A 24,726-nucleotide genomic window follows, 5' to 3' on the forward strand; every position below is an offset into this window, starting at 1 on the left:
TCGTCCGGAGTTGTGTAACGGTATGGAAAACGTGGCGTTTCCTCGCCGGCATCCGGGTCCGATCCCGTGCAAAGAGGGGAGCGTGCGACAGATCGTCCGCCGCGTCAGGTCGCGGGCGCCTTCTGGCACGTCGGGCACCAGAAGACGTTGCGCTCGCGCGTGGGGTCGGCGCCCAGCGAGCCGCTGCGGATCCGTGTGCCGCAGCGGCGGCAAGCGCGGTTCTCGCGGCCGTAGACCCACGTGGAACGGCCCGGACGTGCGTCGCCGGTGAAGGTGCGTCCGCTGCGGTCGCGGTTCGCCCGGATCATGCGCGCGCCGAGGTCGATGATCGCCGCCGTGTCGGTCTCGTCGGCCGGGACATCGGGCAGGATGCCGCGCACGAAGAGGATCTCGTTGGCGTACTCGTTCCCGAAACCCGCCACGTTGCGCTGATCGAGGAGGGCGACGTGGACGGCCCGGTGGTCGGACCCCAGGCGGCGTGCCGCTTCGCCCGGATCCCAGTCGTCGGCGAGCGGGTCGGGACCGAGGTGCCCGACGAGTCGATCCTCTTCGCGCGTGGGGACGACCGAGATGTCGGCGAGGTCGAATCCCACGGTCTCCCACTCCGTGCCGTCGGGGACGCGCGCGCTCACGACCGCGCGCGCGGTGTAGGCGGGTCGGCGCCAGCGGTCGCCCGGGCGGTACACGTCCCAGCGGCCCTCCATCTTCAGGTGCGAGTGGAGGGTGAAGTCGCCGATGCGGTGGAGCAGGTGCTTGCCCCGCGGCACGACCCCGTGCACGATCTCGCCGGTGAGGTCGACCGTCGCCGCCTGCGGCACCCGCAGCTCGAAGCGCGTGACGACGCCGCCCGCGAGCGCCGCGTCGAGCCGATGAGCGGCGCGGTAGACGGTGTCGCCCTCAGGCACGGGCGGCCTCTCGCGCGGCGTCGCCGGCGGTGAGCCGGCGGAGGGTCAGGCCACGCGGCGACTCGACGAACCCGGCATCCCGCAGCGCTCGGCCGATGCCCGTCCCGTAGACGAACTCGCCGTTCACCTGCTCGATCGTGAGGGTGTCCAGTCGTCGTGTGCGGGCGGTGGCGACCAGATCGCGCGCGGCGGCCGCCAGGGCGTCGTCGTCGTCGGTGAAGACGAGCGCCGACTTCCCGCCGCGCTCGAGGTACAGCGTCAGGAAGCCGTCGACGAGCACGACCAGCCCGCCGGCCTTGCGCCCGGGGCGGTGGCCGACCCCTTCCAGAGCGGGCCATACCAGGGCGGCGCCGTAGGGATTGGCGGGATCGGTCGCGGCGAGGGTGACGGCGCGCTTCGGCGGCGGGTCGCCCGCGGAGGCGAACTCGCGGATGCGGTCGATCGTGGCGGACGCGGCGAACTGGGCAGCTCCCAGCTTCTCGATGACGTACCCGCGACGGCAGTGCCCGGCATCCTCGAAGCCCGCGAGGATGCGGTAGGTCTGCGCGAAGCCGCCGGGCACCGCCTCCGCCTGCACCGACCCGCGCGTGACCACGCCGTAGCGGTCCAGGAGCAGGCTCGCCGTGGCCGTCGCCCGCAGGACCGGGTCGGCCTCGGGTGTCGGCAGCAGCGACCAGCGGCCGCCGACGGCCGACGGTCGCGCCGGCGTCGCGGCTGCGACCGTGCGGACGGCGGCGCCGCGGTACATGCGGGCGCGCGGAGCTCGGCGAGCGGTGCGGTGCGCGGTCTTTCCACCCGCGAGCAGGGTCCGCACCGGCGCGAACGTGTCGTTGGTCACCCGGCCCGCCCATGTCAGCCGCCACAGCGCCTCGACCACTGACTGTTCGTTCTCCGCATCCGCGAGGCTCTTCAGCTGCCCGGCGAAGTAGGCCCCACCACCGTCGAGCGCGGCGAGCACGCGGGCGTCGAGGGAGTCGGACGCGACGTCGTCCTCCGGCTCGGACAGGGTGAGGGTGAGGCCGTCGGCCGGGTGCAGGGCCACCCAACCGTCGCGTCCGGGAAGAGCGCCGTGCCCGGTCCAGACGACCTCGCCGGTCGACGTGAGCTCGTCCAGCATGCCCGCCGTGTAGTCGGCGACGCGGGAGGGCAGGATCAGCGACTCCCAGGCGCTGGCCGGAAGCGGCACCCCGGCGAGCTGCTCGATGACGGCCGCCACCCCGTCGACCCCCTCGAGCGGACGCGTCACGTGCTGCCACGTGGGCAGGAACCGCGCGAACGCATCCTGCGGGACCGGTTCGACGCTTCCCCTGATCGCCGCCAGCGAGCGCATCCGCAGTCGGCGGAGCACCTCGGCGTCGCACCACTCCGTCTGGTCGTCCGCGCCCGCGCCGGCCGCGGGGAGGAAGTAGCCGCTGGCCAGCCGCCCCTGGGCCTCGAGGCGCTGCAAGGTCAGGCGCGCCACGGCGATGCCGATGCCGAGTCGTTCGGCGACGGCATCCGTCCGGAACGGACCGTGGGTGCGCGCGTGACGGGCGACCAGATCGCCGAGCGGGTCGGCCAGGGGTTCGAGGAAGGCGTTCGGGATGCCGACGGGAAGGGCGGCGCCGAGGGCGTCGCGCAGGCGGCCGGCGTCTTCGATGGCGGCCACCCGCGGGTGCCCGGCGAGGGTGACGGGGATGGCCCGGCGGGCGGTGACGAGGGCGTCCAGGAGCGCGGCCGCCTCGGCCTCGGTGGCCGGCATCGGCGCGTCGTCCTCGTCGTCGACGTCGGGTCGCAGCCGCAGCGCCACCTCGGCGGCGTCGAGGGGGCCGAGCAGGCGCAGCAGGTCCGCCACTCCCTCGGCGCCCCGCACGCGCCGGTCGGGGTCGAGCCGCTGCGCCTCGCGCTCGAACTGCGCGATCACGTCGGGGTCGAGGAGCTCGCGCATCTCGATCTTGCCGAGCAGCTCGCTCAGCAGCGCGGGGTCCACCGACAGCGCGGCCGCCCGGCGTTCGGCCAGCGGCGAGTCGCCCTCGTACATGAACGCGCCCACGTAGCCGAACAGCAGGTCGCGGGCGAACGGCGACGGCTGCGTCGTGGTGGTCTCGACCAGGCGGATGCGGCGCTCGCCGATGCCGCGCACGATGCCCAGCAGCGCCGGCACGTCGTACACGTCCTGCAGGACCTCGCGGAGGGTCTCGAGGATGATCGGGAACGTCGGATGGCGCCGGGCGACTTCGAGCAGCTGGGCCGAGCGCTGTCGCTGCTGCCACAGCGGACTGCGGCGGCCGGGGTTGCGTCGCGGCAGCAGCAGGGCGCGGGCCGCGCACTCCCGGAACCGCGACGCGAACAGCGCCGAACCGCCGACCTCTTCGGTGACGATCTGCTCGAGCTCGTCGGGGTCGAAGACGAACAGCTCGGCTCCGGGCGGTTCGGCGGTCGCGTCGGGGATGCGCGCGATGATCCCGTCGTCGCTGGCGACGGCGGAGCCCTCGACGCCCAGCCGTTCGCGGATGCGGGCGTTGACGGCGAGCGCCCAGGGGGCGTGGACCTGCATGCCGAAGGGCGAGTGCAGGATGACGCGCCAGTCGCCGACCTCGTCGCGGCTGCGCTCGACGGTGAGGGAGCGGTCGGTGGGCAGCGTTCCGGTTGCTTCGCGCTGCTCGGCGAGGTAGGACATGAGGTTGCCGATGGCACGTTCGTCCAGGCCCGCCTCTTCGAGCCGCTCATGGGCCTTCGCCGGGTCGGCGGCCGAGACCTCCCGTGAGAAGCGGCCGAGCGCCTCGCCGAGCTCTGCGGGGCGGCCGATGCCGTCGCCGTGCCAGAACGGCAGCTTGCCGGGCTGGCCGAACGCGGGCACCACGTTGACGCGGTCGTGCGTGATCTCGACGATCCGCCAGCTGGTCGTGCCGAGGGTGAACACGTCGTTCACCCGCGATTCGTACACCATCTCCTCGTCGAGCTCCCCGACGCGGGCGTTCTGCGACTCGCCCGCGACGAAGACGCCGAACAGCCCGCGGTCGGGGATCGTCCCGCCGCTGGTGACCGCAATCCGCTGCGATCCCGGGCGACCGGTGAGGGTGCCCGCGTCGCGGTCCCAGACGACCCGCGGGCGCAGCTCGGCGAACTCGTCGGACGGGAAGCGTCCGGCGATGAGGTCGAGCGTGGCCTCGTACGCCGACCGCGGGAGCGAGCGGAACGGGGCGCTCCGCTTGAGCGTCTCGTACCATCCCTCGACGTCGATGGGCCCGAGCGCGCAGGCGGCCACCGTCTGCTGCGCCAGGATGTCGAGGGGGTTCTGCGGGATCGCGATCGCCTCGATACGACCGGCCAGCATCCGCTCCGTCACGATCGCAGTGTGCAGGACGTCGCTTCGATGCTTGGGGAACAGCGCCGCACGGCTGACTTCTCCGACCTGGTGTCCGGCGCGGCCGATGCGCTGCAGGCCCGATGCGGCGCTGGGCGGGGCTTCGACCTGGATCACGAGGTCGACCGCTCCCATGTCGATGCCCAGTTCGAGGCTGCTCGTGGCGACGACGCAGCGCAGGATGCCGGACTTCAGCTCCTCCTCGACCTGCGCGCGCTGCTCCTTCGACACCGATCCGTGGTGGGCCTTGGCCAGCACCGGAGCCGCGCCCGCGCTGGATCCGGCCTGCGCCATCATCGCCGCGGGCGGCGCGGCGTCGGCGGGAGCGGGGATACCCAGTCGCTCTTCGTAGATCTCGTTGAGGCGCCCGGTCAGGCGTTCGGCCAGGCGGCGCGAGTTGCAGAAGACGATGGTCGACCGGTGAGCGAGGATGCGGTCGACGATCGCCTCCTCCACGTGCGGCCACACCGACCCCGTCGCCTCGGCCCCGCCGTCGTAGCCGGCGCCGTCGGGCCCTGCGGTGCGGCCGGTGCCGTTGCGGTCGGCGAACCAGTCCTCGTCGATGGTCGGCGCCGTGTCGGCGGTATCCCGATCAGCGCCGTCGTGAGCAGCACCGTCGCGATCGGCACCGTCGCGATCGGCACTGTCGCGAGGCCCCGGCGCCGGGGCGCTGCCGGGCGGCGGCGGAGGGTTGAGCATGTCTTCGATCGGCACGATCACCCGCATGTCGAAGGCCTTGGTCGCGCGCGGGGCCACGATCTCGACCGGCGCCGCGCCGCCCAGGAAGCGCGCCACCTCGTCGATCGGGCGCACCGTGGCCGAGAGCCCGATGCGCTGCGCGGCGGGGGCGGCGGGATCATGGGCGCGACGCAGGGCGTCGAGGCGCTCGAGGCTGACGGCGAGGTGCGCGCCCCGTTTGGTGGCCGCCACGGCGTGGACTTCGTCGACGATGACGGTATGGACGTCGCGCAGCGTCTCACCCGCCTGGCTGGTGAGCATGAGGTAGAGCGATTCGGGCGTGGTGATGAGGATGTCGGGCGGCGTCTGCACGAGCTTCCGGCGGTCGCTCGACGTGGTGTCGCCCGAGCGCACCCCGACCGTGACGTCGGGAACGTCGATCCCCAGCCGCCGCGCGGCCTGGCCGATGCCCACGAGGGGGGAGCGCAGGTTCCGCTCGACGTCGACGCCCAGCGCCTTGAGCGGCGAGATGTAGAGCACCCGCGTGCGGCCCGCGCGAGGGGCGGTGCCGCTGTCGCCGTCGCGGCGGGCGCGTGACCCGCCGGTGTCGTACGGCTCGCGGAAGACGCGGTCGATCGCCCACAGGAAGGCCGACAGGGTCTTGCCCGATCCGGTCGGGGCGACCACGAGCGCATTCCGGCCCGCCGAGATCGCCTCCCAGGCGCCGACCTGCGCGTCGGTGGGACGCGGGAACGCGCCGCGGAACCAGTCGCGGGTCGCCGGTCCGAAGCGCTCGAGCACGGCGTGGGTCGCATCCGGCCCGCCGCCGCTCGTCTGAGGCGCACTCATCCCTCCATCTTGGTCCCCGCCTCCGACAGCGGGGCGGGATTGACAGCGGAGCAGCCGGCCGGATCTCGGGGGCACGCACGCGCCTCAGGTGGTCAGGATTGCCGCGGTCAGCGTTCCGTCGGGCTGCAGGTGCAGCATCCGGTCGACGCCGATCCGCGAGAGGAACACATCGTCATGGCTGACCACCACCACGGCACCCCGATAGGCCGACAGCGCTGCGACCAGCTGATCCACCGTGTCGAGGTCCAGATTGTTGGTCGGCTCGTCGAGCACCAGCAGCTGCGGCGGAGGGTCGGAGAGCAGCAGCCGGGCCAGCGCCACACGGAACCGCTCGCCCCCGGACAACGTGGCCACCGGCCGCTCCACCGCCGCGCCGCGGATGAGGAAGCGGGCGAGGCGGTTGCGCAGCGCCACATCGCCGACGCCCGGTGCGGCGGCTCGCACGATCTCGAGGACGGACAACTCGTCATCCAGCCCGTCGATCCGCTGCGGAAGATAGCCGATGCGGTCGGTGCGGGCCGTGGCGCGGTGCGCAACGGATGCCGTCTCGTCGGCCCGCCCCGCTCCGACGAGGTGCTCGAGCAGTGTCGTCTTGCCGACCCCGTTCGGGCCCACCAGGGCGACCCGCTCCGGGCCCTGCACGATGTGCGTGCGCTCGCCGTCCGTCAGCGTCGCCAGCCGCCGTGCGGCGGGTACGCCGGGGTCGGGCAGGTCGATCCGCACGGCGTCGTCCTCACGGACACGGCGCTCCGCGGCATCCAGGGCAGACCGCGCCGACGCCTCGCGCTGACTCTTCTCGGTGCGCATCCTGCCCGCCGACACCTCGGCCGCGCGCTTGAGACCGCCCGCGACGATCGGCGGGACCCGCTTCTCGAGCTGCGCCTTCCGGCCGTACGCGGCCCGGCGGGCGAGCTTGGTCTCGGCCTCGATGCGTTCGCGCTTCTCGCGACGCACCACCTGCGCCGCCGCGCGCTCGGCCTGCCGCGCGGCGTCCTGCTCGGTCTCGAGCCAGGCGCGCCACGGCGAGTACGGACCGCCGAACACCGACAGCCCGCCGCCGTAGAGCTCGGCGGTCTCGTCCATCAGGTCGAGCAGCGCGACGTCGTGGCTGACGACGACGAGGGCCCCGCGCCACCGGGTGACGAGGTCGTACAGCCGGGTCCGCGCGTCTCGATCGAGGTTGTTGGTCGGTTCGTCCAGCAGGGTGATGGGCGCCCCGCGCAAGCGGATCCCGGTGATCGCGGCGAGGACGACCTCGCCGCCCGAGAGCTCTCCCGCGCGGCGGTCGAGCATGTCGGGGGCGAGGCCGGCGTCGGCCAATGCGGCCTCGGCGCGTGCCTGGACGTCCCAGTCGGTGCCGACCTCGTCGAAGTTGTGCGGGTCGGGGTCGCCGGCTTCGATGCGCCGGAGCGCGCGCAGGGCCGTACCGACGCCGAGCAGATCGGCGACGGTGCGATCGACGTCCAGCGTCACCTGCTGCGGCAGCCAGGCGACCTCGCCGGTGTGTGCGACGTGCCCCGAGGTCGGGGTGAGGTCGCCGGCGATGAGGCGCAGCAGGGTGGACTTTCCCGAGCCGTTCCGGCCGACGAGGCCGGTGCGGCCCGATCCGATGGCGCCCGACACGTCGTCGAGAGCGGGGGAGCCGTCGGGCCAGCGGTACGAGAGCCGGTCGAGGACGACCGTAGGGGATGAAGCGAGGGGTGCGGGCATGAGTGCCTCCGGGGTCAGCGGGCGCTGACGTGTCGGGGGCGGCCTGAACGAAGGTCCCGCACGCACGCGTGGCCGGAGAACCCGGGAGGACGTGGAGGGGGCTCGAAAAGAGCGGCCGGATCGACGGTCAGCGCAGGAACGGGGCGCCGGCACGTCGAAGGGATCGACGGATCAGCGCGTGGTCACAGCGCGGTCGCGACGATCTCTGTCACGTTCTTTCCTCACGTCGGGGACAGGACGAGACACTCTAGCGCGGATCGGGCGGGGATGTCGAGGCGCTCACCGCGGCAAGCTGCTTGTCGAGGAAGGTCCGCACGTCGGCGAGCTCCTGCTCCGACACGCTGTGGGTGAGCCCCTCGTACACGCGTCCTGAAAGATCGGCGTGGGCCGGGAGCCACTCCACCGTGTGGGCGATCATGGCCGCGGGGATGACGTCGTCGCGCGATCCCCGACCCCAGAACACCGCCGGCCGTCGCTCGGCGAGTTCGGCGTCGCCCGGCAACGGCCCGGGCGCGACGTACCCGCTGAGGTTGACCGCATACGCGAAGCGGGCGGGCGCGAGCCGCAGAGCCTGAAGAGCCACCGCGGCGCCCTGCGAGAATCCCAGCAGACCGACGGATGCCGCATCCGCCGCCTGTGCCTCGATCCAGTCCACCAGGGCGTGGGCCGCCGCCGTGACGCGTGCCGGGTCGCGGCCGTCGAGCCCCTCGATCGGATACCAGGACCGTCCGGGAGACGGCCACGGCGGCGCGAGCGGGGCCGCCGGGGCGGCGACGACGACATCGTCGGGAAGGTGGGGACGAAGGCCGAACAGGTCGTGTTCGTCCGCCCCGTAGCCGTGGAGGAGCACCAGGAGGTGGCGCCCGGGACGGTCGGCGGGTTCGTGCGACCACAGCACGGCTGCCGTGTCGAGGGAGAGCGGTTCCGACATGCCTGCCATCCTGCCACCGGGGTACGACGCGGCATCCCGACCCCGAGGGGGTATACAAGAGGCATGTCGGTGCGCACCCCTGATCCCGAGCCCGCCGGCGACGAGCCCTTCGGCCCGCCGCCGGGCAACGTGTCGAACCCGGCATGGCTGAGCGACATCGAACTCGCCGAGGCCCGCCGACGGATGCCGATGCTCTACGTCGAAGGCATCCCGGTGCGAACCGACGGCATGGGGCAGGTGACGCAGGTCGGGATCCTGCTGCGGGCCACCCCCGTCGGCGAGATCACCCGGACCATCGTGTCGGGACGCATCCGCTACGGCGAGACGGTGCGCGACGCCCTCTTCCGCCACCTCGAGAACGACCTCGGCCCCATGGCGTTCCCGATGCTGCCGCCGCAGCCGGTGCCGTTCACCGTCGCCGAGTACTTCCCCATCCCCGGTGTCAGCGCGTTCCACGACGACCGGCAGCACGCGGTCTCGCTGGCGTTCGTCGTGCCGGTCACCGGCACGTGCGAACCGCGACAGGACGCGCTCGAGGTCACCTGGCTGTCGCCCGAGGAGGCGTCCTCGGACGCGCTGGCCTCCGAGATGGAGGGCGGTCGCGGCACGCTCGTGCGGCTCGCGCTGGCCAGCGTCGGCGCGCTGCGCTGACACCGCGGCCCGCATAGGCTCGGAGGATGACCGGCCTCGAACCGCTGACCTTCCCCGCCGACCTCGACGGCTGGCTCGCCTTCGCCGCCGATCGGCCCGCCGAGCGACGCGCGCTCGTCGAGACGATCGACGCGACGCTGCGCGAGCCGGCCGATCGCGGCGTGCTCGACCTCCTCGAGCTGTGGAACGACGCCGAGCTCGCGCTCGCCGAGGCGCTGCACGAGTCGTATCTCATCAGCGAATCGCACCCCGACGCGTCGGTGCGCGCGACCGCCGAGGCGCAGGTGGAGCTGACCGAAGCCGTATCGAACGGCCGCCTGCTGGACCGACGGCTGTGGGCGGCGTTCGCACACGCCGCGCATGACGGCCTGCCCGAGGATGCGCGGCGGCTGCTCGCCCACATCCGGCGGGACTTCCGCCGGGGCGGCGTCGATCTCGACGACGCCTCCCGCGAGCGCGTGCGCGAGCTCACCGAGCGCGATACCGCGCTGAGCCTCACGTTCTCGCGCAACATCCGCGAGGGGCGGCGTGAGATACGCGTGGCACCCGAGGCCCTTGCCGGGCTGCCCAGGGACTTCATCGAGTCCCACCCGGTCGGCGACGACGGTCTCGTCGCCCTCACCACGGACTATCCCGACCTCATGCCGGTGCGGGAATATGCCGGCGACCGAGCGACGCGCGCCGCCCTCGTCGGCGCCTACAACGACCTCGCGTGGCCGGACAACGACCCCGTCCTGACCGAGCTCCTCGAGGTGAGGGCCGAGCGCGCCGCACTCCTCGGCTACACCGACTGGGCCGATTACGAGACCGAGCCGCGCATGATCGGCGCCGGTGCGGAGATCCCGAGGTTCCTGGATCGGCTGGATGCCGCGTCCGCCGCCGCGGCAGATGCGGAGTATCCCGAGCTGCTCGCGCGTCTGCGGCAGGACGACCCCACTGCGCAGGCGGTCACGATCGCCGACTTCTGGTACGTGCTGGGTGCGCTGAAGAACGAGCGCCACGGCGTGGATGCGCAGGAGGTGCGGTCCTACTTCCGCTTCGAGCGGGTGCTCCCGGGCGTGCTCGAGACGACGTCGGCGTTGCTGGACGTGGAGTACGTGCCGGTCCACGCCGGGGCGTGGCACGAGGACGTCCACTCGTACGACGTGCTGCGCGGCGGGGTGCGACTGGGCCGCATCCACCTCGACATGCATCCGCGCGACGGCAAGTTCAGTCACGCGGCGTGCTTCGGGCTGGTTCCCGGGGTCCGCGGCCGGCAGCTTCCCGAGTCGGTGCTGCTGTGCAACTTCGCCCGGGGCCTCATGACGCACGACGAGGTCGTGACCTTCTTCCACGAGTTCGGCCACCTCGTGCACGGGATCCTCGGCGGCGACCAGCGGTGGGCCCGCTTCAGCGGCGTCGCGACCGAGTGGGACTTCGTCGAGGCGCCCAGTCAGCTGCTCGAGGAGTGGGCGTGGGATCCGGCCGTCCTCGCGCGCTTCACCTCGAACGAAGCGGGGGAGCCGATCCCGGCCGACCTCGTCGCCCGCATGCGCACCGCCGACGCCTTCGGTCGCGCGCTCGAGGTGCGGCGGCAGCTCGGCCATGCGAGCGTCTCGTACCGCCTGCACGTGCAGCGACCCGCGGACCTGCAGGCGGCGACCGAGCGCATCTACGCCGAGACCAGTCCGGTCCAGCCGCTCGCGGGCCGGCACTCCTACGCCGGGTTCGGACACCTCACGGGCTACGGCGCGTGCTACTACACGTACCAGTGGAGCCTCGTCATCGCCCGGGACCTGCTGTCGGCGTTCGGGGGAGACCTCATGAACCCCGACACCGCGGCCCGGTACCGCGCCGAGATCCTCGAGCCCGGCGGCAGCCGCGACGCCCGCGACCTCGTGGAGTCGTTCCTCGGCCGTCCGACGTCGTTCGAGGCGTACCGCGCCTGGCTCGCGGGGGAGTGACCCGCCGCGGTCAGGCCGCGGAGGTCTCGCGGGCGATCGCCGCGACGAACGCGTCGATGTCGGCCTCGGTCGTGTCGAAGGAGCACATCCACCGCACCTCGTTGCGCGCCGCGTCCCAATCGTAGAAGCGGAACGACTCCCGCAGCCGGTCGGCGACGCCGGCGGGCAGGACGGCGAACACGCCGTTGGCCTGCGTCGGCTGGCTGAACGAGACGCCCCGGATCGACCCGTCCTGTAGGCCGGACTCGACGCCCTGGCGCAGGCGCTGGGCCATGGCGTTGGCGTGCCGCGCGTTGCGCAGCCACAGGTCGCCCTCCAGCAGCGCCACCAGCTGCGCCGACACGAAGCGCATCTTCGACGACAGCTGCATGTTGAGCTTGCGCAGGAACACCAGGCCGTCGGCCGCCGCGGGGTCGAGCACCACGATCGCCTCGCCGAGCATCGCCCCGTTCTTCGTCCCGCCGAAGCTCAGCACGTCCACGCCGGCGTCGCGCGTGAAGGCGCGCAGCGGCAGGTCGAGCGCGGCGGCGGCGTTGGAGATGCGGGCGCCGTCCATGTGCAGTCGCATACCGCGGGCGTGGGCGTGATCGGCGATCGCGCGGATCTCGTCGGCGGTGTAGAGCGTGCCGAGCTCGGTGGACTGGGTGATCGACACCACGAGAGGCTGCGCGCGGTGCTCGTCGCCCCAGCCCCAGGCCTCGCGGTCGATGAGGTCGGGGGTGAGCTTGCCGTCCGTCGTCGGCACCGTGAGCAGCTTGATGCCCGCCACGCGCTCCGGGGCTCCGCCCTCGTCCACGTTGATGTGGGCGGATGCCGCGGCGATCACCGCCCCCCATCGCGGCAGCATGGACTGCAGACCGACCACGTTCGCCCCGGTGCCGTTGAAGACGGGGAAGGCGGTCACGCCGTCGCCGAAGTGTCCGGTCATCACCTGCTGGAGCCGCGCGGTGTAGTCGTCTTCCCCGTACGCCACCTGGTGGCCGTCGTTGGCCGCTGCGATGGCGGAGAGCACCTCGGGGTGGATTCCGGAGTAGTTGTCCGAGGCGAAGCCCCGGACGTTCGGGTCGTGGATCGTGGTCACGACGTCCCAGCCTAAGGCCCCCGCGGGCCGAGGGCACCGAGGCGGATGTCGCCGGGCGGGAGTACCCTCGCGATCGTGACCGAAACTCCTCCGTCTGCGGACGACGCGTCGCCGCCATCGCCGCAGAACGCCGCGCCCCACGGCGCCGAGACGCCGAGCGCCGAGACGCAGAGCGCCGTGCAGCCGCCGCCGGGTGGGATGCGCACGTTCGCGCACGTGCTGGTCAACACCGCCGCCGCGAACATCACCACGAGCTTCCTGTGGTTCGCGCTGACCTTCTGGGTGTACCTCGAGACGCGCTCGGTGCTGGCCACCGGCATCATCGGCGGCGCCTACATGCTGCTGATCGCCTTCTTCGCGATGCTCTTCGGCACCATCGTCGACCGGCACCGCAAGCACGCCGTCATGGTGCTCTCGAGCGTCGTCAGTCTCGCGTCGTTCCTCGTCGCGGGGGGCGTATACCTGCTGCAGCCCGAGTCCGCGCTCGTCGACCTGGGCGGGCCGTGGTTCTGGGTGTTCGCGGGCACCATCCTGTTCGGCTCGGTCGTCGAGCACATGCGCAACATCGCCTTGTCGACCACCGTGACCCTGCTCGTCCCGGTCGAGCGTCATGCCAACGCGAACGGACTCGTCGGGACCGTGCAGGGTGTGGCGTTCATCGTCACGAGCGTCTTCTCCGGCCTGGCGATCGGCTTCCTCGGGATGGGCTGGACCCTGCTGATCTCGATCGTGCTGACCGCTGCCGCGCTCGGGCATCTGCTGCTGCTGCGGATCCCCGAGGAGCAGCCGATCGCCGACGGCAGCAGGTCGGCGATCGACTTCAAGGGCAGCATCGCCGCCGTCCGCGCCGTGCAGGGACTGTTCGCGCTCATCATCTTCTCCACGTTCAACAACCTCATCGGCGGCGTCTACATGGCGCTCATGGATCCCTACGGACTCACGTTGTTCCCGGTGCAGATCTGGGGGATCGTGCTCGGCGTCACCGCGACCGGGTTCATCATCGGCGGACTGCTGGTGGCCAAGTTCGGGCTCGGGCGCAACCCGATCCGCACGATGCTGCGGATCGTTATCGTGATGGGCCTGCTGGGTGCGTTCTTCACGATCCGCGAGTGGTGGTGGCTGTACGCCGTCGGGATCTGGCTGTACATGGTGATCATCCCGGTGGTCGAGTCGGCCGAGCAGACGGTGATCCAGAAGGTGGTGCCGTTCCGGCGCCAGGGTCGCGTGTTCGGTTTCGCCGCTGCGGTCGAGTCCGCCGCGGCGCCCGTCACGGCCTTCCTGATCGCTCCCATCGCCGAGTTCATGATCATCCCGTTCATGCGTACGGACGAGGGGGAGCGGACGTGGGGGTGGCTCCTGGGCGACGGCGAGGCCCGCGGGATCGCGCTGGTGTTCTTCTTCGCGGGCCTCATCATGGTGGCCCTCGCCCTTCTGGCCTTCACGACGCGGTCCTACCGCCTGCTGTCCGAGAGCTTCCAGGGCACGACGGGGTCCGTGCGCCCTGACGAGGCTGCGGGCACCGAGCCCGCAGCCGGCACGACGGCGAGGGCGGTGGCGGCGGGCGCACCCGACACCCCGGACCGCGTCGGAGGATGACCGCCGCTCACCGGCGCCCCGTCGGCCGCGACCGCCGTGCTGCGGTGCTCGCGCACTTCGACGCCGACGGCGCCGTCGCGCCCCACGTCGTGCGTCTCATCGATGCCCTGGCCCTCGTCGCGGCGCGCGTGGTCGTGGTCTCGACGTCCGGCATCGACGCCGAGACGCGCGGCCGCCTGCCCGCGGGCGTCGAAGTCTTCGAACGCGCCAACACCGGCCATGACTTCGCCGGTTACCGCGCCGGGATCGACCTGCTCGACCTCTCGACGCTGGAAGAGCTGATCGTCGTCAACGACAGCGCCGTCCTGCCTCTGGTCCCCTTCGACAAGATCCTCGGGCGCCGCGCCGCGGACGTGTGGGGACTCACCCCTGGCTACGGTTTCGCGCCCCACCTGCAGTCCTACTTCCTGGTGTTCGGCCCGCGGGCGCTGGCATCCCCCGCCTTCTCCGCGTTCTGGCGCACGGTCGACGTCGACGCGGACCGCGACCAGGTCATCGCGTCGTCCGAGGTCGGACTCGGCACCGCGATGCGTGACGGCGGCCTGTCCATCGGGGCGTTCTATCGACCTGGTCTCCGCGACCGCCTGATCGGCGCCGCGCGTGCCCACGGCGCCGAGGTCGCCGCGCACGTCCGCGACCGCAGGTGGCGGCGCGTGGCGGGGTGGGCGCGACGCACGGTGCAGCGCGCGCGGCAGCCCGAGTGGAACGTCTCGGCGGCCTTGGCCGATCGTGCGCTCGGCACGCGTTCGCGGCTCCCGGCGGTGAAGCTCTCGGTGCTGCGCGATGACCCGTACGGCCTCGGCACACCGCATCTTCTGTCGATGCTCGAGCGCCGGCACCCGGTCGCGTTCGACGGGGTGCGGGAGTATCTCGCACGCACCGACCACGCCTATGCGGACCGCTGGCAGGCGACGCAGCGATCCCAGCCGCAGGGTCTGCGTTATCGGGCGTGACGCACGCGGGTCAGGTCAGCTCGATCACGGTGTCGTTGAGCGCGGCGGCGTCGGTGTTCCAGAGCCCGACGACCGCATCGGCGAGTTCCTCCACGAGCGGGTCGAGGGAGTTCACACGGAAGATGACGGATGCCGCGCTCGGCGTCGCAGCGCGATCTCGCGCATCCTTCGCGAACCCCTGCGCCACGGCCCGGGCCCAGGCCTCGCTCGCGGCCTTGACCGCCGCGTAGTTCGCGCCCCCCGCGAGGGGACGCGACACCGCGGGCGACGAGACGATCGCCGATCGCCCCGCATCCGACCCGCGCAGGTCGTCGTCGAAGGCGCGGGAGACATGCCGGAGGGCGGTCAGCGACCTCTCGAGGAACCGGTAGTCCGCTTCGGTCTGTCCCGCGAGCCCGCCACCGCCCCGCCAGCCGCCCACCAGATGCACGAGCCCGTCGACGGTGTCCTGCCCCTCATGCACACGGGTGGCGAGTCGGTCGACATCGGCCTCATCCGTGAGATCGCACGCCACGGTGACGATGCCGGGCACGGCCTCGGCCAGAACGTCGAGCTTGCCCCGGTCGCGGCCGACGGCGACGACCCGCGCGTCCGCCCGGGCGAGTGCGCGCGCGGTGGCGAGCCCGACCGCGCTGGTCGCGCCCGCCAGCAGCACCGTGCGCCCGGCGACGGTCACCGGTCGCGGCCCGTGATGCCGGCCGTGGAGTCGATGACGGCCCGCATCTTCTTCTCGAGCGCCTCGTAGAACATCGACAGGGGGAACTCGTCGTCCAGCACCGCGTCGGTGAAGCCCTTCGGTGCCCCGGCGAGCACGTCGTCGGGCAGGCCTCGTGCCCACGCGGAAGCGGGGTGCGGAGTGAGCACTGCGCGGACGAGCTCGTAGGCGGCGAGCCAATGAGCGGTCTTGGGCCGGTCGATCGAGCGCCAGTACAGCTCGTCGATGGCATCGCCGAGGGCCATGACCGCGTCCGGGACGCCGTCCCAGTCGATCGTCAGAGCCGTGTCCGTCCAGTGCAGCACCCCGCGCTGGTGCAGCCACGCGAACAGCAGCTGTCCTCCCACACCGTCGTAGTTCCGCACGCGCGTGCCGGTGATGGCGAACCGGAAGATGCGGTCGAAGAGCACGGCGTACTGGACCAGGCCGGCGTGCTCCCGCATCTCGCGCTCGGCGTCGTCGAGGTCTGCACCGTCGTCGAGGCGGCCCTGCAGCCGGCGCTGGATCGCCACGCACTCGCGGAACGCCGTCAGGTCGCAGCGGAGCTCCTCGAGCGAGTACAGGAAGAACGGCATGCGCTGCTTGATCATGAACGGATCGAACGGCAGGTCGCCGCGCATGTGCGTGCGGTCGTGGATGATGTCCCACATCACGAACGTCTTCTCGGTGAGCTCCTGGTCATCGAGCATGCGTGCCGCGTCCGCCGGCAGATCGAGCTTGGTGATCTCGGCGGCGGCCCGTACGACTCGGCGGTACCGGGCCGCCTCGCGGTCCTGGAAGATCGCACCCCACGTGAAGGTCGGGACCTCGCGCATGGCGACGGTCTCGGGGAAGAGCACGGCGGAGTTGGTGTCGTAGCCGGGCGTGAAATCCACCAGGCGCAGTGACACGAACAGCGCGTTGGTGTACTCGGATTCGAGCCGTGCGATGAACTCCGGCCAGATCACCTCGACGAGGACGGCCTCGAGGCGGCGGTCGGTGGAGCCGTTCTGCGTGTACATCGGGAAGACCACCAGGTGGCGCAGTCCGTCGACGCGATGCTGCTGCGGCTGGAACGCCACCAGGGAGTCGAGGAAGTCGGGGACACCGAATCCGCCACCGGCCCACCGTCCGAGATCGCGGATCGCCGCGGCGAGGTAATCCTCGTCATGCGGGAAGAGCGGCCGCAGGTCGTCGATCGCCGTCGTGATCACCTCGACGTGGGTGCGGGCCGCGGCGTGGTGCGCGGCATCCGGGATCGAACCGTCCTTCACCTGGAAGGCCTGCAGCGCCGTCGTCGCGGACTTCAGGGCGCGCCACGAGGGGGTCTCCTCGACGGCGACGGTCGTCGAGGGGGCCGACGCGGGGGACGTGGGGGTGGTGATCGTCATGTCTCTCCATCACGGAACGGGTCGCCTGCGATTCTAAAGATCATCCCGGCGCGGCGCTCTCGCACAGGAAAATTTACGGTTCGGGCTTACCCTGGACGCCATGAGCGCTGCTTCCGACCCTTCACGCGTCGACGATCCCGTCGACGCCGTCATCGTGCGAGAGATGTCGCGGAACGCCCGCACCACGCTGGGCGACCTGTCGACGGTGGTGGGACTGTCGGTGTCTGCGGTGCAGGCGCGATTGAAGCGTCTCGAGACCCGCGGCGTCATCACCGGCTACCGTGCGGTCGTCGACCCCGAAGCGGTCGGCAAGCCGCTCGCGGCCTTCATCGAGATCACCCCGCTCGACCCCGCGCAACCGGACACCGCCCCCGAGCAGCTGGCGCACCTCACCGAGATCGAGGCGTGTCACTCGATCGCCGGCAACGCCAGCTACATCCTCTTCGTCCGCGTGGCGACGCCGCGCGATCTCGAGACGCTCATCCGCGACATCCGCCAGTCGGCCGCCGTCAGCACCCGAACGACCGTCGTCCTGCAGACCTTCTACGAGAACCGCCCCCTGCTGCCGACAGCGGTGGGCTAGCCTCAGTCGATGCCCACGCCTGCCGACGACCGCGCGCGCCCCGCCGATCCCGAGCGCGGGCGCGGGCTGCTCGTCGTCCGCAACGCGCGGTCCGGGGCCGACGTCATCCGCTTCGGGGGAGAAGACCTCGGGGACCGGCTCCCCGGCGCCCGCGTCCACGAGCTCGGTCCGTCCGAGGACATGGCCGACGCGGTGGATGCCGCGATGCGGACCGATCCCGCTCCGACGGTGCTCGGCGTCTACGGCGGTGACGGCTCGGTCGCGCGGATGGCGGACCTCGCACGCGCGCACGGGCTGCCTCTCCTCGTGCTCCCCGGGGGGACCTTCAACCACTTCGCCCGCACGGCGGGGATGGACGATGTCGGCGCCGCACTGGACGCGTACGAGGCCGGGACGACACGACACGTCAGCGCCGTCGAGGTCGCTGCGGGCGACGATGCGCCGCGGCTGGCGCTCAACGCGGTCTCTGTGGGCGTCTACCCGGAGCTCATCGACGAGCGCGACCGCCGGCGCGCACATCTCGGCAAGTGGCTCGGCGGCATCGTGGCCGCGTGGCGGTCGATGCGCACCGCCGAGCCGATCGAGATCGTGCGCGACGGCCGGAGGGCCCGGGTGTGGTCGGTCTTCGTGGGTGTCGGACGCAACGATCCGCGACGGGTCGCGTCGATGCAGCGCGAGAGCCTCGAGGAGGCCACCCTCGACGTGCGCATCCATCACGCCCGCGGATCACGGTTGCGCGCGATCGCCGCGCTCGCGTTCGGGCGCCGGACCGCCGCGGTGCTGCGCGCGCTGCGGCTCATGCCGCCGCGGTCGGACGTGGAGCGCCTGGTGGTGTCGACATTCCAGATGACGGTTCGGCCCGGTCCCGGCCATCCGTCGCTCTATGTGCACGACGGGGAGCTGGAGCCCCAGAACGGCGACTTCGCGCTGCGCTGCACGGCGATCCCGCACGCCGTGACCGTCTTCGCCCCCGAGCCCGTCAGCGGGTGAGCTCGACGCCCAGGGTGGCAAGGATGCCGAACGCGACGCCCCACAGTGCGATCGAGACGATCTGCCAGAGGATCACGGCGTTCCTGCTGGCCCCGAACGACACCATCGCGGCCGACGTGATCTGACTCGGCAGGATCGTCTGCCCCAGCAGGCTGACTCCCGCCACGCCGTATCGATCGAAGGCGAGGCGCAGCTTCTGGCGACGAGGCGACTCCGCCGGGTCGGCATCGGGGCCGCCGCGCCCGGCGAGCACCCGCGAGCGCACCCGGTGCGCCGACAGGACGAAGGCGAGCATCGAGACGACGTTGCCCACGACGGCCGCGCCGATCGCGACCGGGGTCGGCAGGCCGATGAGCACCCCGATGACGGAGCCGAAGTAGGACTCCACGAAGGGGATGGCCGACACCAGCAGCACCCCGAGCCATTGCACGTAGTCGGGGAAGGAGGCGGCGAAGTCCTGCAGGGCGGCGATCATGGTTTCCTCTCGGGGTCCGGTACGGTCGACGACCATCCTGCGCCGCATGGCGGCGGCGGCGGCAGTGTCGTCGCGTCACCGGAGAGCGGGTGGAATCGCACCGCGGACCGTGACAGATGTCACTGGTCTACCCTCGGGGGGATGGTCCCCGATGACACTCGCAGCGTGCGCACCACATGGCTCTACACGCTCGGATCGATCGTCGCCTTCATGGGCTTCTTCACGGTGTTCGTCGCGCTCATGATGCTCGAGGAGTTCCGCCAGGAGAGCGAGGCTCTGATGGCGACCATCATCGTCCTTCAGCTGGCCGCGGGAGCGGTGCAGATCCGCTTCTGCTGGTATCTGCGCGGCGGCCGGGGTGCGGGGCTGCCCGCGCCGGGATGGACCGTGGCGCTCGTCGCGCTCGCCGCCGCGGTCTGGATCCTCTCCCTCGCGACGCCGGGCGCCGGTTTTCTCGGGGCGGCTTCCCTGTGGGCGGCGTCGTGCCTGGTCGCCTGCCTGATCGACCGCAGGTGGAGATGGCCGTTGCTGGCCGTGGCTGCCGTCGCCCTGGTCGCACACGCCGCGCTCGCCGCAGCGATCACGACGCCCCCGCACGCCTTCATCGCCTCGTCCGGTGCGTGGCCGACGGCGATCTACGCCGCGATGCTGCCCTTCATGCTGCTGACGAGCGTCTGGTTCTGGGAGGTGGTGGTCGAGCTCGACGAGCATCGGCGCGCCGCCGCCGCCCTCGCCGTCGCGCGTGAGCGACTGCGATTCGCCTCCGACCTGCACGACATACAGGGGCATCATCTCCAGGTGATCTCGTTGAAGGCGGAGCTCGCCGAACGACTGCTCCCGGTCGACGTCGAGGCGGCACGCGAGAACCTGCACGACGTGCGCACCATCGCGCATCGGGCGCTCGCCGAAACCCGCTCCCTGGTGGCCGGCTACCGCCGGGTCTCGCTCGATGACGAACTCCACAATGCCCGCGAGGTCCTCGGTGCGACGGGAGCGCGGTGCGTGCTGCGATCCGACGGCCTTCCCGCCGACGAGGCCATCCGCAGCGTCCTGGCCCTCACCGTCCGCGAGGCGACGACGAACATCCTGCGTCACAGCGACGCCGCCGAGGTCGTCATCGCCACCGGACGCGACCGCCAGACGGGCGGCTGGCTGCTTCGCATCGTCAACGACGGGGTGACCGACCCCGCCTCGGTGCCGCTCGCGCCGTCGGCGAGGACGGCGGGCACGGGACTGGCCGGGCTGCGGGAGCGCATCGTGGCGATGGGCGGGACGCTCGAGGCGGGGATCGAGGGTGGGAGATTCGTGCTGCAGGCCGTCGTGCCGGAGTCCGCCTCGCCCGAGGCGCGCGCGGCGGTCTCCGCCGAGGAAGGCGTGTCGTGAACACGGCGACGCCGACACCGGCCGGCAGCGGGGAAGGCGGCATCCGTCTGCTCGTCGCCGACGACGAGCACCTCATCCGCGGTGCCCTGGTCGCTCTGCTGCAGCTCGAGCCCGACATCGAGGTCGTCGCCACGGCGGACAACGGCGCGCGAGCCGTCGAGGAGGCGAGGCGTCATCGCCCCGACGTGTGCCTGCTCGACCTCGAGATGCCCGAGGCCGATGGGCTGGAAGCGGCCGGGCGGATCCTCGCCTCGGTGCCCTCGAGGGTGATCATCGTCACGAGGCATGCGCGCCCCGGGGTGCTGAGGCGAGCCCTGGCGGCCAGGGTGTCCGGTTTCGTGCCGAAGTCCACGCCGGCGGAGCAGCTTGCCGACGTCATCCGCACGGTCGCCGCCGGGCGACGCTACATCGATCCCGAGATCGCCGCGGTCGCCCTCACCGCCGAACGCAGCCCGCTGACCGACCGCGAGCTGGATGTCCTCCGCCACAGCCGCTCGACCCTCAGCGTGCAGCAGATCGCAGCGCAGCTGCACCTGGCACCGGGAACGGTCCGGAACTATCTGTCCTCGGCGATGATCAAGCTGGACGCGCCGTCACGGCGCGAGGCCGCCGACAGGGCGTGGGAGCAGGGCTGGATCTAGCGCCCCGGCGCACCGGGGTCTGCGGTGCCACCGGGCTCTCCGATGCCACCGGGCTCTTCGGGGCACCGGGCGCTTCGGGCGGTGCCCCTGCGCCCGGTGCCACCGGATCAGGTGTGCTGCGGGAAGCCCAGGTTGATGCCGCCGTGCGACGGGTCGAGCCATCGCGAGGTGACGGCCTTCTCGGCGGTGTAGAAGTCGAACCCGTGGGGCCCGTACGCCTTGGCGTCGCCGAACAGCGACGCCTTCCAGCCGCCGAACGAGTGGTAGGCCACCGGCACCGGGATCGGCACGTTGATGCCGATCATGCCGACCTGCACCTCGCGCTGAAACCGGCGGGCGGCGCCGCCGTCGTTGGTGAAGATGGCCGTGCCGTTGCCGAACGCGCCGGAGTTGATGAGGTCCAGACCCTCCTGGTACCCCTCGACGCGCACGACCGACAGCACCGGTCCGAAGATCTCGTCCTTGTAGGCCGCAGACGAGGTCGGCACCCGGTCGATGAGGGTGGGGCCGACCCAGAACCCGTTCGGGTCGCCGTCGACGTCGATGCCGCGACCGTCGACCACGACCGTGGCGCCGTCGCCGGCGGCGACATCGACGTACGAGGCCACCTTGTCGCGGTGGACGCCGGTGATGAGCGGGCCCATGTCGCAGCCCCGCATGCCGTCGCCCGTCCGCAGCCGCGACATCCGATCGGCGATCTTCTCCACCAGCGCGTCGGCGACCGTGTCGACGGCGAGCACGACCGAGATGGCCATGCAGCGCTCACCGGCCGATCCGAATCCCGCGTTCACTGCCGCATCCGCTGCCAGATCGAGGTCGGCGTCGGGGAGGACCAGCATGTGGTTCTTCGCGCCGCCCAGAGCCTGGACCTGCTTTCCGGCGCGCGTGCCGGTCTCGTAGACGTAGCGGGCGATCGGGGTCGAGCCCACAAACGAGATCGCCCGGACGTCCGGGTGCTCGAGAAGGCCGTCCACCGCCACCTTGTCGCCGTGGACGACGTTGAAGACGCCGTCGGGGAGCCCGGCTTCGGTGAGCGCGGCGGCCATCCAGTTCGCCGCCGACGGGTCCTTCTCGCTGGGCTTGAGGATCACGGCGTTGCCGGCGGCGAGGGCGATGGAGAAGAACCACATCGGCACCATGGCCGGGAAGTTGAACGGGCTGATGATGCCGACGACCCCGAGCGGCTGGCGCAGCGTATAGACGTCGATGCCGCTCGAGACGTTCTCGCTGTACGCGCCCTTGGTGAGGTGCCCGAGTCCGCACGCGAACTCGACGACTTCGAGACCTCGTGCGATCTCGCCGTGCGCGTCCGAGAGCACTTTGCCGTGCTCGTTGGTGAGGATCCGGGCGAGCTCGTCCTTGCGCTGGTTGACGATCTCGCGGAACGCGAACATCACCTGCTGGCGCTTCGCGATCGACGTGTCCGCCCACACGGCGGCGGCGTCCACCGCGACGGCGACGGCCTGCTCGACGTCGCCGGCGGTCGCCATGCGCACCTCCCGCTGCACCGAGCCGAGCGCGGGGTTGAACACCTCGCCGGTGCGGTCGGATTCACCCGGCCAGGCGGCGCCCCCCACCCAGTGGTCGACGATCGCGGTGGCGGACCGCGGGGTCTGCTCCAGAGTCGTGGTGTCGGTCATCTTCGTCCTCTCCATCGGAGACCCCTCGTGAGGGCCTCATACCAGTGTGCGCCCGCGCGCGGCGGCCGCAAGCGGGCCGGCGGGCTCATCCGGCCGCGACCGCCGTGAGCGCGTCGTCGTAGATCTCCATCGCCTGACCGACCTCGTCGGCGGTGACGACGCACGGGGGCACGACGTGCACCCGGTTCTCGGCGACGAAAGGCAGCAGGCCCCGCGCGACGAGCTCGCCCTTGAGACGCCCGATGAACGCCGCGGGGACGGGCTCGCGGGTCTGCCGGTCGGCGACGAACTCCAGCGCCCAGAACACGCCCTCGCCGCGCACCTCGCCGATGACGTCGTGCCGCTCGGCGAGTGCGCGCAGGCCCGGGCCGATGTCGCTCTCGCCGATGGCCGCGGCGTGGTCGACGATGCCCTCGGATTCCATGGCGTCGATGGCGGCGACGATGGATGCCGCGGCCAGGGGGTGCCCGGAGTAGGTCAGTCCCCCCGGGAAGACCCATTCGTCGAAAGTCGCCGCGATCGGCGCCGAGATGATCACGCCGCCCACCGGCACGTAGCCGGAGTTCACCCCCTTGGCGAAGGTGATGAGGTCGGGCACGACGTCGTGGCCCTCGAAGGCGAACCAGCGGCCGGTGCGCCCGAATCCGGCCATGACCTCGTCGAGGATGAGCACGATCCCGTAGCGGTCGCACAGGGCGCGGACGCCGGCGAGGTAGCCGGGCGGAGGGATGAGGATGCCGGCGGTGCCGGGAACCGACTCCAGCAGGACGGCGGCGATGGTCTCGGGGCCCTCGGACTGGATCATGCGCTCCAGGTGCCGGAGGGCGCGCGCGCCCTCTTCCTCGGGCGTGGTCGCCCAGAACTCGCTGCGATAGAGGTAGGGGCCGAAGAAGTGCACGTGTCCGCGGGCGTACTGGTTCGGCATCCGTCGCCAGTCACCCGTCGCGACGATCGCCGCACCGGTGTTGCCGTGGTACGAGCGGTACGTCGACAGCACGGTGTCGCGCCCCGTGTGGAGCCGTGCCATGCGGATCGCGTTCTCGATCGCATCGGCGCCGCCGTTGGTGAAGAACACCTTCGCGAAGCCTTCGGGGGCCTTGCCGAGGATGCGTGCGGCGGCCTCGCCGCGCGCGAGGTGCGCGGTCGCCGGTCCGATGGTGGCCAGCCGTCCCGCTTGCTCCTGAATGGCGGCGACGACGGCCGGGTGCTGATGCCCGATGTTGACGTTGACCAGCTGGCTGGAGAAATCCAGCATCCGGTGGCCGGCGTGATCCCACACCACCGTGCCCTTCCCGCCGGCGATGACAGGCAGATCGAGCCCCGCCTGCGCGGACCAGGAGTGGAACACGTGATCGCGGTCGAGCTCTTTCGCCAGGGCGTCGAGGTCTTCGGTCATGCCGCCCACGTTCCCGGTTCTCGGACGACGGGTCAAGGGCGTTTCGTCTGGCTTCCCCCGCTCGGCGGCCGGAGTGTCCGGTGCGCTGTCTGTGAGGACGACCGCGCCGACGCGCGCGTCAGCCGCCGACCAGCGCGCCCGGCGCGCACGCGACCTCGTCGACGGCGGTCGGCATCACCGGCGTGCCCGCCACGATCACGTCCGCGCGCTCCCACGGCCGATCCTCGGCGAGGAAAGGGCGCTCCGCGCCGATCCACTCGTGCCAGAACGCGACCGTCTCCGCCTCGTCGCCGTTCACGCCGTCGGCGAGGTCACGGGCGATGCCGCGCTGCTCGGTGAGGACGTCGTCCGACTGCACCCAGACCACCGCGTCGATCAGATCGGCGACCTCGCGCTGCGAGGAGCCCACACCCTCCACGATCACCAGGCGCCGTCCTGGCGGGACCCGCACCGACCCGTCGCGGCCACGGGCGACCCACGCCGGCGGTGTGAACTCGAGCGCCCCGGTGGACCGGAGTTCCGCGAGCGCCGGGCGGAGCACCCGCCCCCACCCGAAGAAGGGCTCGTGCCACGCGAAGTCGTCGGTATGCACCACCTGCGCGCTGCCTGTCGCGCGTGCCAGGGCATCCGCGAGCGTGCTCTTGCCGGCGCCGCTGCGCCCATCGACCGCGACGATCGCGGGACGGCCGGACACCGCCGCGCGTCCGATGAGGTGCGCGGCGAGTTCCGCATGGGTTCGAACGGTCCAGGGGCCGGCGTGTGGTTCTTCGGGTTGCAGCTGCACGCGCTCATCCTAGGTGCAAGCGCTTGCAGGGAGGGGTCGTCCCTCACCGCGGACAGCATTGCCCCCGATCCCCGCCGGGCCGGGTCCGCGGTGCGCCCCGACCCGG

General features: G+C 71.9%; 19 protein-coding genes. 8 read left to right on the forward strand and 11 right to left on the reverse strand.

What is annotated here, in order from left to right; translation table 11 throughout:
* Positions 1-104 precede the first annotated feature (104 nt).
* The 4 genes from Q9S36_RS16945 to Q9S36_RS16960 all read right to left on the reverse strand — a co-directional run bounded on the left by Q9S36_RS16945 (position 105) and on the right by Q9S36_RS16960 (position 8,419).
* Positions 105-905, reverse strand: coding sequence for a DNA-formamidopyrimidine glycosylase family protein (locus Q9S36_RS16945; RefSeq protein WP_311286135.1), 801 nt, complete (start codon positions 903-905; stop codon positions 105-107).
* On the reverse strand, positions 898-5,778 hold the full coding sequence (locus tag Q9S36_RS16950; protein WP_311286136.1) for a DEAD/DEAH box helicase: 4,881 nt from the start codon (positions 5,776-5,778) through the stop codon (positions 898-900). Before Q9S36_RS16950 ends, Q9S36_RS16945 begins: the two co-directional genes overlap by 8 nt.
* Before the next feature lie 84 nt (positions 5,779-5,862).
* On the reverse strand, positions 5,863-7,488 hold the full coding sequence (locus Q9S36_RS16955; RefSeq protein WP_311286137.1) for an ABC-F family ATP-binding cassette domain-containing protein: 1,626 nt from the start codon (positions 7,486-7,488) through the stop codon (positions 5,863-5,865).
* Positions 7,489-7,735: 247 nt separating this feature from the next.
* Entirely contained in the window at positions 7,736-8,419 is a 684-nt protein-coding gene (locus tag Q9S36_RS16960) for an alpha/beta fold hydrolase (RefSeq protein ID WP_311286138.1), read from the reverse strand.
* Between the two features lie 63 nt (positions 8,420-8,482).
* Between Q9S36_RS16960 and Q9S36_RS16965 the strand changes: the two genes are divergently transcribed.
* Positions 8,483-9,070 (forward strand): NUDIX hydrolase family protein, encoded by a 588-nt coding sequence (locus Q9S36_RS16965; protein ID WP_251451854.1) that lies wholly within the window; start codon positions 8,483-8,485, stop codon positions 9,068-9,070.
* 26 nt (positions 9,071-9,096) lie between these two features.
* Positions 9,097-11,013, forward strand: a complete 1,917-nt coding sequence (locus Q9S36_RS16970; RefSeq protein WP_311286139.1) for a M3 family metallopeptidase — start codon at positions 9,097-9,099, stop codon at positions 11,011-11,013.
* 10 nt (positions 11,014-11,023) lie between these two features.
* Here Q9S36_RS16970 and Q9S36_RS16975 read toward each other — a convergent pair whose 3' ends face one another.
* Positions 11,024-12,094 (reverse strand): low specificity L-threonine aldolase, encoded by a 1,071-nt coding sequence (locus Q9S36_RS16975; protein ID WP_311286140.1) that lies wholly within the window; start codon positions 12,092-12,094, stop codon positions 11,024-11,026.
* Positions 12,095-12,292: 198 nt separating this feature from the next.
* On the opposite strand from Q9S36_RS16975, the gene Q9S36_RS16980 reads away from it, so the two are divergent.
* Together Q9S36_RS16980 and Q9S36_RS16985 are read left to right on the forward strand one after the other, a co-directional pair.
* Positions 12,293-13,690: an MFS transporter gene (locus Q9S36_RS16980; RefSeq protein WP_311286182.1), complete on the forward strand. Its 1,398-nt coding sequence runs from the start codon at positions 12,293-12,295 to the stop codon at positions 13,688-13,690.
* Positions 13,687-14,643: a rhamnan synthesis F family protein gene (locus tag Q9S36_RS16985; RefSeq protein WP_311286141.1), complete on the forward strand. Its 957-nt coding sequence runs from the start codon at positions 13,687-13,689 to the stop codon at positions 14,641-14,643. Before Q9S36_RS16980 ends, Q9S36_RS16985 begins: the two co-directional genes overlap by 4 nt.
* 10 nt (positions 14,644-14,653) lie before the next feature.
* Here Q9S36_RS16985 and Q9S36_RS16990 read toward each other — a convergent pair whose 3' ends face one another.
* Together Q9S36_RS16990 and Q9S36_RS16995 are read right to left on the reverse strand one after the other, a co-directional pair.
* Positions 14,654-15,319 carry an SDR family oxidoreductase gene (locus Q9S36_RS16990; protein ID WP_311286142.1) on the reverse strand — a complete coding sequence of 222 codons (666 nt, stop codon included), beginning with the start codon at positions 15,317-15,319 and terminating at the stop codon, positions 14,654-14,656.
* Entirely contained in the window at positions 15,316-16,728 is a 1,413-nt protein-coding gene (locus Q9S36_RS16995) for a DUF6421 family protein (protein ID WP_311286143.1), read from the reverse strand. The genes Q9S36_RS16990 and Q9S36_RS16995 overlap by 4 nt, the downstream gene beginning before the upstream one ends.
* A 100-nt stretch (positions 16,729-16,828) precedes the next feature.
* Here Q9S36_RS16995 and Q9S36_RS17000 point away from each other — a divergent pair, with 100 nt between their 5' ends.
* Both Q9S36_RS17000 and Q9S36_RS17005 read left to right on the forward strand, forming a co-directional pair.
* Entirely contained in the window at positions 16,829-17,311 is a 483-nt protein-coding gene (locus tag Q9S36_RS17000; RefSeq protein ID WP_311286144.1) for an Lrp/AsnC family transcriptional regulator, read from the forward strand.
* A gap of 9 nt (positions 17,312-17,320) precedes the next feature.
* Positions 17,321-18,301, forward strand: a complete 981-nt coding sequence (locus Q9S36_RS17005) for a diacylglycerol kinase family protein (protein ID WP_311286145.1) — start codon at positions 17,321-17,323, stop codon at positions 18,299-18,301.
* On the opposite strand, the gene Q9S36_RS17010 is transcribed toward Q9S36_RS17005, so the two are convergent.
* Entirely contained in the window at positions 18,291-18,776 is a 486-nt protein-coding gene (locus Q9S36_RS17010; RefSeq protein WP_251451835.1) for a hypothetical protein, read from the reverse strand. The genes Q9S36_RS17005 and Q9S36_RS17010 overlap by 11 nt on opposite strands.
* A gap of 165 nt (positions 18,777-18,941) precedes the next feature.
* Between Q9S36_RS17010 and Q9S36_RS17015 the strand changes: the two genes are divergently transcribed.
* Together Q9S36_RS17015 and Q9S36_RS17020 are read left to right on the forward strand one after the other, a co-directional pair.
* Positions 18,942-20,159 carry a histidine kinase gene (locus tag Q9S36_RS17015; protein WP_311286146.1) on the forward strand — a complete coding sequence of 406 codons (1,218 nt, stop codon included), beginning with the start codon at positions 18,942-18,944 and terminating at the stop codon, positions 20,157-20,159.
* Positions 20,156-20,800, forward strand: a complete 645-nt coding sequence (locus Q9S36_RS17020) for a response regulator transcription factor (protein ID WP_311286147.1) — start codon at positions 20,156-20,158, stop codon at positions 20,798-20,800. The genes Q9S36_RS17015 and Q9S36_RS17020 overlap by 4 nt, the downstream gene beginning before the upstream one ends.
* A 107-nt stretch (positions 20,801-20,907) precedes the next feature.
* Here Q9S36_RS17020 and Q9S36_RS17025 read toward each other — a convergent pair whose 3' ends face one another.
* The 3 genes from Q9S36_RS17025 to Q9S36_RS17035 all read right to left on the reverse strand — a co-directional run bounded on the left by Q9S36_RS17025 (position 20,908) and on the right by Q9S36_RS17035 (position 24,620).
* Positions 20,908-22,440: a CoA-acylating methylmalonate-semialdehyde dehydrogenase gene (locus Q9S36_RS17025; RefSeq protein ID WP_311286148.1), complete on the reverse strand. Its 1,533-nt coding sequence runs from the start codon at positions 22,438-22,440 to the stop codon at positions 20,908-20,910.
* A gap of 85 nt (positions 22,441-22,525) precedes the next feature.
* Positions 22,526-23,836, reverse strand: a complete 1,311-nt coding sequence (locus tag Q9S36_RS17030) for an aspartate aminotransferase family protein (RefSeq protein ID WP_311286149.1) — start codon at positions 23,834-23,836, stop codon at positions 22,526-22,528.
* Between the two features lie 118 nt (positions 23,837-23,954).
* Positions 23,955-24,620, reverse strand: a complete 666-nt coding sequence (locus Q9S36_RS17035; protein WP_311286150.1) for a hypothetical protein — start codon at positions 24,618-24,620, stop codon at positions 23,955-23,957.
* Positions 24,621-24,726 lie beyond the last annotated feature (106 nt).

The organism is Microbacterium sp. ARD31, assembly GCF_031844425.1.

Coding starts and splice junctions, on each gene's coding strand:
- Q9S36_RS16950 (WP_311286136.1), bottom strand. CDS start 5,778: ATGAGTGCGCCTCAGACGAGCGGCGGCGGGCCGGATGCGACCCACGCC.
- Q9S36_RS16955 (WP_311286137.1), bottom strand. CDS start 7,488: ATGCCCGCACCCCTCGCTTCATCCCCTACGGTCGTCCTCGACCGGCTC.
- Q9S36_RS16960 (WP_311286138.1), bottom strand. CDS start 8,419: ATGTCGGAACCGCTCTCCCTCGACACGGCAGCCGTGCTGTGGTCGCAC.
- Q9S36_RS16965 (WP_251451854.1), top strand. CDS start 8,483: ATGTCGGTGCGCACCCCTGATCCCGAGCCCGCCGGCGACGAGCCCTTC.
- Q9S36_RS16970 (WP_311286139.1), top strand. CDS start 9,097: ATGACCGGCCTCGAACCGCTGACCTTCCCCGCCGACCTCGACGGCTGG.
- Q9S36_RS16980 (WP_311286182.1), top strand. CDS start 12,293: ATGCGCACGTTCGCGCACGTGCTGGTCAACACCGCCGCCGCGAACATC.
- Q9S36_RS16985 (WP_311286141.1), top strand. CDS start 13,687: ATGACCGCCGCTCACCGGCGCCCCGTCGGCCGCGACCGCCGTGCTGCG.
- Q9S36_RS16995 (WP_311286143.1), bottom strand. CDS start 16,728: ATGACGATCACCACCCCCACGTCCCCCGCGTCGGCCCCCTCGACGACC.
- Q9S36_RS17000 (WP_311286144.1), top strand. CDS start 16,829: ATGAGCGCTGCTTCCGACCCTTCACGCGTCGACGATCCCGTCGACGCC.
- Q9S36_RS17005 (WP_311286145.1), top strand. CDS start 17,321: ATGCCCACGCCTGCCGACGACCGCGCGCGCCCCGCCGATCCCGAGCGC.
- Q9S36_RS17010 (WP_251451835.1), bottom strand. CDS start 18,776: ATGATCGCCGCCCTGCAGGACTTCGCCGCCTCCTTCCCCGACTACGTG.
- Q9S36_RS17025 (WP_311286148.1), bottom strand. CDS start 22,440: ATGACCGACACCACGACTCTGGAGCAGACCCCGCGGTCCGCCACCGCG.
- Q9S36_RS17030 (WP_311286149.1), bottom strand. CDS start 23,836: ATGACCGAAGACCTCGACGCCCTGGCGAAAGAGCTCGACCGCGATCAC.